1 pseudogene is annotated in these 417 nt (G+C 69.3%); it reads left to right on the top strand.

Features of this window, described 5'->3' with window-relative positions:
• Positions 1-417, top strand: a pseudogene (locus tag EEB15_RS33420) (acetyl-CoA C-acyltransferase); the annotation flags it as partial.

Below are 417 nucleotides of genomic sequence, written 5' to 3'. Positions count from 1 at the left end.
GCCTACGCCCTGCAGAGCCAGCAGCGGATGGCGCGAGCCCAGGCGGACGGGCTGTTCGCCGACGAGATCGTGCCGATGACCACCCGCTACGCGGTGGAGGACAAGGCCAGCGGCGAGAAGCAGGTGCTCGACGGAGTGGTCGACCGCGACGACTGCAACCGCCCGGACACCACCCTCGAAGGCCTGGCCTCGCTGAAGCCGGCGTTCGCCGAGGACGGTTCGGTCACCGCCGGCAACGCCTCGCAACTCTCCGACGGCGCCTCGATGACCCTGCTGATGAGCCTGGAGAAAGCGCTGGCGCTGGGCCTGGAGCCGAAGGCCTTCTTCCGTGGCTTCACCGTGGCCGGCTGCGAGCCGGACGAAATGGGCATCGGTCCGGTGTTCTCGGTGCCGAAGCTGCTCAAGGCGAAGGGGCTG

Source organism: Ramlibacter sp. WS9 (assembly GCF_003797765.1).
Classification (GTDB): Bacteria; Pseudomonadota; Gammaproteobacteria; order Burkholderiales; family Burkholderiaceae_C; genus Ramlibacter.
The sequence above is the reverse complement of the archived record's forward strand: the minus strand, read 5'-3'. Positions and strand labels throughout refer to the sequence as shown.